Annotated in this window: 6 protein-coding genes; 4 read left to right on the top strand and 2 right to left on the bottom strand. The window is 65.7% G+C overall.

Features of this window, described 5'->3' with window-relative positions; all coding sequences use genetic code 11:
• The 4 genes from kdpB to EOD07_RS14440 form a co-directional block, all read left to right on the top strand.
• Positions 1 to 1,421 (top strand): potassium-transporting ATPase subunit KdpB (gene kdpB, locus EOD07_RS14425; RefSeq protein WP_127235949.1); only part of this gene is annotated, 1,421 nt, incomplete at its 5' end.
• Between the two features lie 12 nt (positions 1,422 to 1,433).
• Positions 1,434 to 1,997, top strand: coding sequence for a potassium-transporting ATPase subunit KdpC (kdpC, locus tag EOD07_RS14430; protein WP_127235950.1), 564 nt, complete (start codon positions 1,434 to 1,436; stop codon positions 1,995 to 1,997).
• A gap of 53 nt (positions 1,998 to 2,050) precedes the next feature.
• Positions 2,051 to 4,774 (top strand): sensor histidine kinase KdpD, encoded by a 2,724-nt coding sequence (locus EOD07_RS14435; protein ID WP_127235953.1) that lies wholly within the window; start codon positions 2,051 to 2,053, stop codon positions 4,772 to 4,774.
• Entirely contained in the window at positions 4,771 to 5,463 is a 693-nt protein-coding gene (locus EOD07_RS14440; RefSeq protein ID WP_127235951.1) for a response regulator transcription factor, read from the top strand. The genes EOD07_RS14435 and EOD07_RS14440 overlap by 4 nt, the downstream gene beginning before the upstream one ends.
• Before the next feature lie 281 nt (positions 5,464 to 5,744).
• On the opposite strand, the gene EOD07_RS14445 is transcribed toward EOD07_RS14440, so the two are convergent.
• Both EOD07_RS14445 and EOD07_RS14450 read right to left on the bottom strand, forming a co-directional pair.
• Positions 5,745 to 6,341: an invasion associated locus B family protein gene (locus EOD07_RS14445; protein ID WP_127235952.1), complete on the bottom strand. Its 597-nt coding sequence runs from the start codon at positions 6,339 to 6,341 to the stop codon at positions 5,745 to 5,747.
• A 32-nt stretch (positions 6,342 to 6,373) separates the two neighbouring features.
• Positions 6,374 to 7,950, bottom strand: a 1,577-nt coding sequence (locus tag EOD07_RS14450) for an autotransporter outer membrane beta-barrel domain-containing protein (RefSeq protein ID WP_164772249.1), incomplete at its 5' end; no start/stop codon positions are given.

Here is a 7,950-nt window from a genome sequence, read left to right on the forward strand (position 1 = left end):
TCGGCATGACGCTGATCTTCGTGCTGGCGACCGCAACCATTCCGAGCTTCGCTTCCTATTCGGGCGGCTATATCCCGGTGACGATCCTCGTCGCCCTGTTCGTCACGCTGATCCCGACCACGATCGGCGCGCTGCTCTCGGCCATCGGCATCGCCGGCATGGACCGCCTGGTGCGCTTCAACGTGCTCGCCATGTCCGGCCGCGCCGTCGAAGCCGCCGGCGACGTCGACACGCTCCTGCTCGACAAGACCGGCACCATCACCCTCGGCAACCGCCAGGCGACCGAGTTCCGCCCGGTCAAGGGCGTCACCGAGCAGGAACTGGCCGACGCCGCCCAGCTTGCCTCGCTGGCCGACGAGACGCCGGAAGGCCGCTCGATCGTCGTGCTGGCGAAGGAGAAATACGGCATACGCGCTCGCGACATGGCAACGCTGCACGCCACCTTCGTGCCCTTCACCGCGCAGACCCGCATGAGCGGCGTCGACATCGACGGCTCCTCGGTGCGCAAGGGCGCGGTCGATGCGGTGCTCGCTCATGTCAATCAGGCGACCGTCGCTGCTCACGGCACCCGTCCCACCGGCGACGCCATCCGCGACCTGCAGGCCGTTGCCGACGAGATCGCCAAGGCCGGCGGCACGCCGCTGGCGGTCGAGCGCGACGGCCGCCTGCTCGGCGTCGTCCACCTCAAGGATATCGTCAAGGGCGGCATAGCCGAGCGTTTCGCCGAGCTGCGCAAGATGGGCATCCGCACCGTGATGATCACGGGCGACAACCCGCTCACCGCGGCGGCGATCGCCGCCGAGGCCGGCGTTGACGACTTCCTTGCCCAGGCGACGCCCGAGAACAAGCTGTCGCTGATCCGCGAGGAGCAGGCCAAGGGCAAGCTGGTCGCCATGTGCGGCGACGGCACCAATGACGCGCCGGCGCTGGCCCAGGCCGATGTCGGCGTCGCCATGAACACCGGCACGGTCGCCGCGCGCGAGGCCGGCAACATGGTCGACCTCGACAGCGACCCGACCAAGCTGATCGAGATCGTCGAGATCGGCAAGGCGCTGCTGATGACGCGCGGCTCGCTGACCACCTTCTCGATCGCCAACGACGTGGCCAAATACTTCGCCATCATCCCGGCGATGTTCGCGGTCTTCTATGTCGCGCCCGGCCAGTCCACCGGTCCGCTGCAGGCGCTCAACATCATGCACCTGGCGACACCGCAGAGCGCCATCCTGTCGGCCATCATCTTCAACGCGCTGATCATCATCGCGCTGATCCCGCTGTCGCTGAAAGGCGTGAAATACCGTGCCATCGGCGCCGGCTCGCTGCTCACCCGCAACCTGCTGATCTACGGCCTCGGCGGCATCGTCGTGCCGTTCGCCGGCATCAAGGCGATCGACCTGATCGTCACGGCCCTCGGCCTCGCATAAGGATTTGCCCCTATGTTCAAGCAACTCAGACCCGCTCTTGTCATGATCGTCTTCTTCACGGTGCTGGCCGGCCTCATCTATCCGATCGGCATGACCGGCATCGCCCAGGCGCTGTTCCCGAGCCAGGCCAATGGCAGCCTGATCACCAGGGACGGCAAGGTGATCGGCTCCAGCCTGATCGGCCAGGCCTTCGCCGGCGACCGCTATTTCCACGGCCGGCCATCGGCGGCGGGTGACGGCTACAACGCGGCCTCCTCCAGCGGCTCGAATCTCGGTCCGACCAATCCCAAGCTCATCGACCGCATCAAGGGCGACGCCGAGAAGCTGAAGGCCGAAAACCCGAATACGCCGGTGCCGATGAACCTCGTCACCACCTCCGGCAGCGGCCTCGATCCCGACATCAGCCCCGAGGCCGCCTATTTCCAGGTGCCGCGTGTCGCCAAGGCCCGCGGGGTGGACGAGGCCAAGGTGAAGGCGCTCGTCGACAGCCATGTCGAGGATCGCGAGCTTGGCGTCCTCGGCGAACCGGCGGTCAATGTGCTGGCGCTGAACCTTGCGCTGGACGAGCTGAAATAATCCGCCCGCGCCGGGGATCGACACGGTCCCCGGCGCAATTCATGATTGGACTGATGCCGGACGACAGGATCGATCCCGAGAACCGCCCCTCTCCCGACGCGCTGCTGGAGCATGCCGAGCGCGAGGGTCGGGGCCGCCTGCGCATATTTCTCGGCGCGGCGCCCGGCGTCGGCAAGACCTACGAGATGCTGATGGCGGGCCGCGCCCGCCGCGCCGACGGCGTCGATGTCGTGATCGGCGTCGTCGAGACGCATGGTCGTAAGGAAACCCAGGCCCTGGTCGACGGCTATGAGGTGATCCCGCGCCGCCTGGTCGACTATCGCGGCCAGACCTTGGACGAGATGGACATCGACGCCATCCTGAAGCGGCGCCCCGCGCTTGTCCTGGTCGACGAGCTTGCCCACACCAACGCGCCGGGCAGCCGGCATCCCAAGCGTTATCTCGACGTCCAGGAGATCCTTGCGCAGGGCATCGACGTCTACACCACGCTCAACATCCAGCATGTGGAAAGCCTGAACGACGTCGTCGCCCAGATCACCCGCGTCAGAGTGCGTGAGACGGTTCCCGATTCCATCATCGACGAGGCCGACGACATCGAGGTCATCGACCTCACCCCCGACGACCTGATCAAGCGGCTGCACGACGGCAAAGTCTATTTCCCCAACACCGCGCAGCGCGCTATCGAGAACTATTTCTCGCCGGGCAATCTGACGGCGCTGCGCGAGCTGGCCCTGCGCCGCACGGCCCAGCGCGTCGACGAGCAGCTGCTCAACCACATGCAGTCGCACGCCATTCCGGGACCGTGGGCGGCCGGCGAGCGGGTTCTCGTCTGCGTCGACTCGCGGCCAGGCGGGGCGGCCCGCATCCGCTATGCGCGAAGGCTCGCCGACCGGCTGCGCGCGCCCTGGACGGCGCTGCATGTCGACACGCCGCGCCTCGCGGGCCTGTCCGAGGAGGACAAGGACCGCCTGGCCAGGAACCTGCGCCTCGCCGAGCAGCTCGGCGCCGAGATCGCCACCATTCCCGGCCAGAACGTCGCCCAGGACATCGTGCGCCACGCGACGGCGAACAACTTCACCCATATCGTCATCGGCCGGCCGACCCGCTCGCGCTGGCGCGAGCTGATCGAGGGCTCGCTCACCTATGACCTGATCCGCAATGCCGGCGACATCAGCGTCCATGTCATCTCGGGCGCCGAGCGCGATGACGACGCTCCGCCGGCGCGGGTGAAGGCGGCGCCCGAGCAGAAACCTTTCCAGATCTGGCCCTATCTGTTCTCGACGGCCTATGTCGCCGGCGCGCTGGCCGTCAGCTCGATCCTCGACCAGTTCCTTGACGTCCGCAATCTCGCCAGCGTCCTGCTTCTGGCGGTGCTGACATCGGCCGTGACGTTCGGGCTCTGGCCGGCGCTCTATGCCTGTTTCCTCTCCGCGCTTGCCTTCAACTTCTTCTTCCTCGAACCGCGTTACACGCTGACGATCAGGGACCCGGAAAGCATCGTTGCCTTTGCCGTTTTCCTCGTCGTCGCCGTCATCGCCAGCAACCTGACGGCGCGGGTGCAGCGCCAGGCGGTCGCCGCGCGCTCGCGGGCGCGCGCCACCGAGGACATCTACTCCTTCTCCAAGAAGCTCGCCGGCGCGGGCACACTCGACGATGTTCTATGGGCCACCGCCTTCCAGATCGCCTCGATGCTGAAGGTCCGCGTCGTGCTGCTTTTGCCGGAAAACGGCACCATCACCGTCAAGGCCGGCTATCCGCCGGACGACACCCTGGCCGAGGCCGATATCGCGGCCGCGCGCTGGGCCTGGGAGCACAACCGCGCCGCCGGCCGCGGCGCCGACACCTTGCCCGGCGCAAAACGCCTCTATCTCCCCTTGCGCACCGGACGAACCGCGATCGGCGTCGTCGGCCTCGACAATGACAAGCAGGGTCCGCTGCTGACGCCTGAGCAGCAGCGTTTGCTCGACGCCCTCGCCGATCAGGCCGCCGTCGCCATCGAGCGCGTACAGCTCGTCGCCGATGTCGACCGTGCCAGGCTCGCCGCCGAAGCGGACCGGTTGCGCTCGGCGCTGCTCACCTCCATCTCGCACGATCTGAAGACGCCGCTTGCCGCGATCATGGGCGCGGCCGGCACGCTGAAGGAATTCGCGCCGGCGCTTCCGGAAAAGGACCGCGCGGAGCTTCTGTCGACGGTTGTCAGCGAGTCCGAGCGGCTGAACCGCTTCATCGCCAATCTGCTCGACATGACCAGGATCGAGTCGGGCGCGATGGAACCGAATTCGGCGCTCCATTATGTCGGCGATGTCGTCGGCTCGGCGCTGAACCGGGCGCAGAAGATCACGGCCGAGCACAGAATAGAGACCGACATCCCGGCCGACCTGCCGATGCTGCGGCTCGATCCCGTGCTGTTCGAGCAGGCGCTGTTCAATCTGCTCGACAATGCCGCCAAATACGCCTTGCCCGGCTCGGCCATCCGCCTGCAGGCCTGGGTCGACAGCGGCGCCCTCATCCTGCAGGTGATGGATGAGGGGCCGGGCATCCCGCCGGATGACCTGGAGCGGATATTCGATACCTTCTACCGTGTGCGCAAACGCGATCAGGTGCGCGCCGGCACCGGTCTCGGTCTGTCGATCAGCCGCGGCTTCATCGAGGCGATGGGCGGCACGGTCGCGGCGGCCAACCGCACCGACCGTTCGGGCGCGATCTTCACCATCCGCATGCCGGTGCCGGCTGAGTTGCCGGCGCTCGGCGCACCGCTTACGGATGATGCGGCATGACAAACCGGACCGTCTCCATTTTGATCGTCGACGACGAGCCGCCGATCCGCAAATTGCTGCGCGTCGGCTTGGGCAGCCAGGGCTATGCGGTCTCCGAAGCGCCGAACGCCAAGGCGGCGCTCGAACTCATGCAGACCGAACGGCCGGACCTGATCCTGCTCGATCTCGGCCTTCCCGGCATGACCGGCCTCGAGTTGCTTGGCAAATGGCGCGGCGACGGGCTCGACATTCCGGTCGTCGTTCTCTCCAGCCGCACCGACGAGGCCGGTATCGTCGCGGCGCTCGAGCTCGGCGCCGACGACTACGTGACCAAGCCCTTTGGCATGAACGAGCTCGTCGCCCGCATCCGCGTGGCGCTGCGCCACAAATTCCAGCAGCAGGGCGAGAAGCCCGTGTTCCATACCGGCGACCTCTCGGTTGATCTGGTGAAACGGATCGTCAAGGTCGAGGGCAAGGAAGTGAAACTGTCGCCCAAGGAATACGACATCCTGCGCATGCTGGTGCAATATGCCGGCAAGGTGCTCACCCACCAGTTCCTGATGAAGCAGATCTGGAACGACTCGACCGACGTGCAATATCTCAGGGTCTATGTGCGCCAGCTGCGGCAGAAGATCGAGAAGATCCCGGACCAGCCGCGCTACATCATCACCGAGACCGGCGTCGGGTATCGGTTGCGAGAGGTCGATTAGCGAACGCAAACCATGGCGATTGGCCGAGACGTTTCAAGGTCGTCATCCACGGGCGGAGCGGGAGCGAAGCGGACGCGTAGACCCGAGGATCCATGCCGTTACGCCGACCAAGGAACGCTGCGGAGCAGAACCTGCACCGTTATAGCGCCTCGACGCCACGGCATTCTATGGTCTGCGCGCGTCGCTTCGCTCCTTGCTTCGCCATAGAATGACGATCGCGATGGGCGTTTGAGTGAACTCCTGCATGCTCGCATGCTCACACACAGCAGCGATCCGACAAACTAATCCGCCGACAAATCAGCCGTCCGCGCAAGCGCGCTTCCAAAGCCGTTGAGCGAGATGGTGAAGGAGATCGGCTGCATGGTGTCGGCGGCGATTGCGTTGATCTTCAGCGTGGTGCCGTTCTGCAGAAGCGGCGTGGTGTCGGCGTCGAACGTCACCGGCACCAGGCAACCCACCGCCTGGCATGTGTTGAACTGCAGCGTCCCGTCCAGCTTCTTATCGTCGATCTCGAGCGAGATGCCGTTGGCGAGCGCAAGTCCGAAGGGCAACGCCAGCGTGCCCGTGGAGTCTTGGCCGGTCTTGGTCGTCAATTCGATCGCCAGCAGCCGCTGGCCGCTCTGCTTGTTGAACTGCTGATGCGACAGGCTGCAGACCTTGTTGGTGCCGGTGACCTGGCAGTTGACCGTCCAGTCGCCATGCGTTTCCGACAGCGCCGAGGCGCCGCCCGGCAGCTGCGGCTTGGCCGTCGCGTCGGCGGGCTTGGCCGCAGGCGCCGCCTTGTCGCTCTTGTTCTGCGCGGCAAACCCGACCGCCGGCACACCGGCAATGCAGGCGGCTGCCAGCATCGCCGCGATAGACGCGTACTTGGTCCTCATGACATCCCTTCTTGGCCGTCGTCGCGCGTCAGCTAGAAGCTGACCTTGAGAGACGCGCTGACCGCGTTCTGCTTGACCGTTTCCCCGAAGGCGCCGTTGTACCTGACCGCCAAGCCGACGCCGTTGACGCCATTGAGCTCCAGCCCCGCGCCGACCCGATAGAGCGGCGAATCGATGGCTTCCGTCAAGTGCAATGCCGGGTTGCCGGGGAGATTCTCGGCGGCGGCGAAACGCCCCTCGATCTCCCATTGCTTGGTGGAGAACTCGACGCCGGCCTTCCCGTAGATGCGGAAACTGGCGATGTCGCTGACCGGGATGTCGGCGCCGACCTCCAGCGCCGGCGTCACGGCATAGAACATGTTGTCGCTGCCGTCGAAGCTGAAGGCGGCGACTGAGCCCTCCTCCTTGCCGGAGACGTCGAGCCAGCGCGCGTCGAACTGGAGTGTCGGCTGCAGGTAGAAAGCGCCCATCTGATGCGTCATGCCGACCCGCGCCGACCCCCCGAACTGGGAGGTATCCTGATTGTAGGTGACGCTGTTGCCGATGCCGTCGAGCAGCTCCTCGGGCAGATAAACGCCGTCCAGCGTCTCGCCGGGAATGAAGCCGACCTGATCGATATGGGTGTCGCGCTCGCCCTTGAAGGAGCCGGTGCCGCCGCCGAGCGCGAAGTCGACGAAGTAGTTGTTGTTTTCGTACTTGGCCAGCGCATAGGCCTGCCAGGATTCGCCCTTCGTCTCCGACAGCTCGTCGCCGTTGAAGGCGATCTTGGAATCATACTCGGTGCGGCCGAGCGTGGCGCCGAGCGACCAATTGTGCCCTACCTCGGCGATGCCGCCCAACGACATGGTCTTCAAAGTATCGTCCCGGCTGGTGGTGCCGGCGCCGGCATCCCTGCTGTATTCGGCCTGCGGGGTGATCGTGCCCCAGATACAGCGGCCGTCGGTATTCTTGTAGGCCGCGACGCCGGTGCATTCATGCGCCTGGTCGAGCATGGTGTCGGTGGAACGGTTGATCATGTCGAAGGTGTGCACGGCATAGTGCGGGGTGAGCCGCGTCAGCGCCGCGCCCAGCTCCGCCTCGGTCTGCGAGAAGCGCAGCATGTTGATCAGCCGCGCCATCGGATTGTCCGGGCTCGAAGCGGCCTCGACGTCGTCGAGATACTGCGCCATCTGGAACACACCGGGATCGGTCGTGCCGGAGCCCGGATCCTGCGCCAGATCGAGGAAGGTCGGGTTGTCGGCGTAGAGCACAAGGTCGGTGCCGTTGTCGACACGGGTCAGGAAGTTGAAGCCGACTGCCGGATGCAACGTCTGCGCCGTGATGCCGGAATCCGTCATCGCCGAACCCGTCGCCAGCGTGTATTGCGTGAACAGCTTGTCGATCGACAGGAAGTTGAGCGGCGCCGTGCCGGCGAAATCGCCCGTCTCCGTCAAGGTCAGCTTGTCGGTGATCTGGTTGTCGAGGTCGATATCGGTGACGAAGGAGCCGGTATTGTCCTGGGTCCAGCCGCCGGTGACGTCGACCGTCGCCACAACGCCGATGCCCTGGTTGGTCATCAGGCCCTGGTTCTTGAACATCCCGCCGGCGCCGAGATTGATCGATTTAAGAC

This window comes from Mesorhizobium sp. M2C.T.Ca.TU.002.02.1.1 (genome assembly GCF_003997225.1).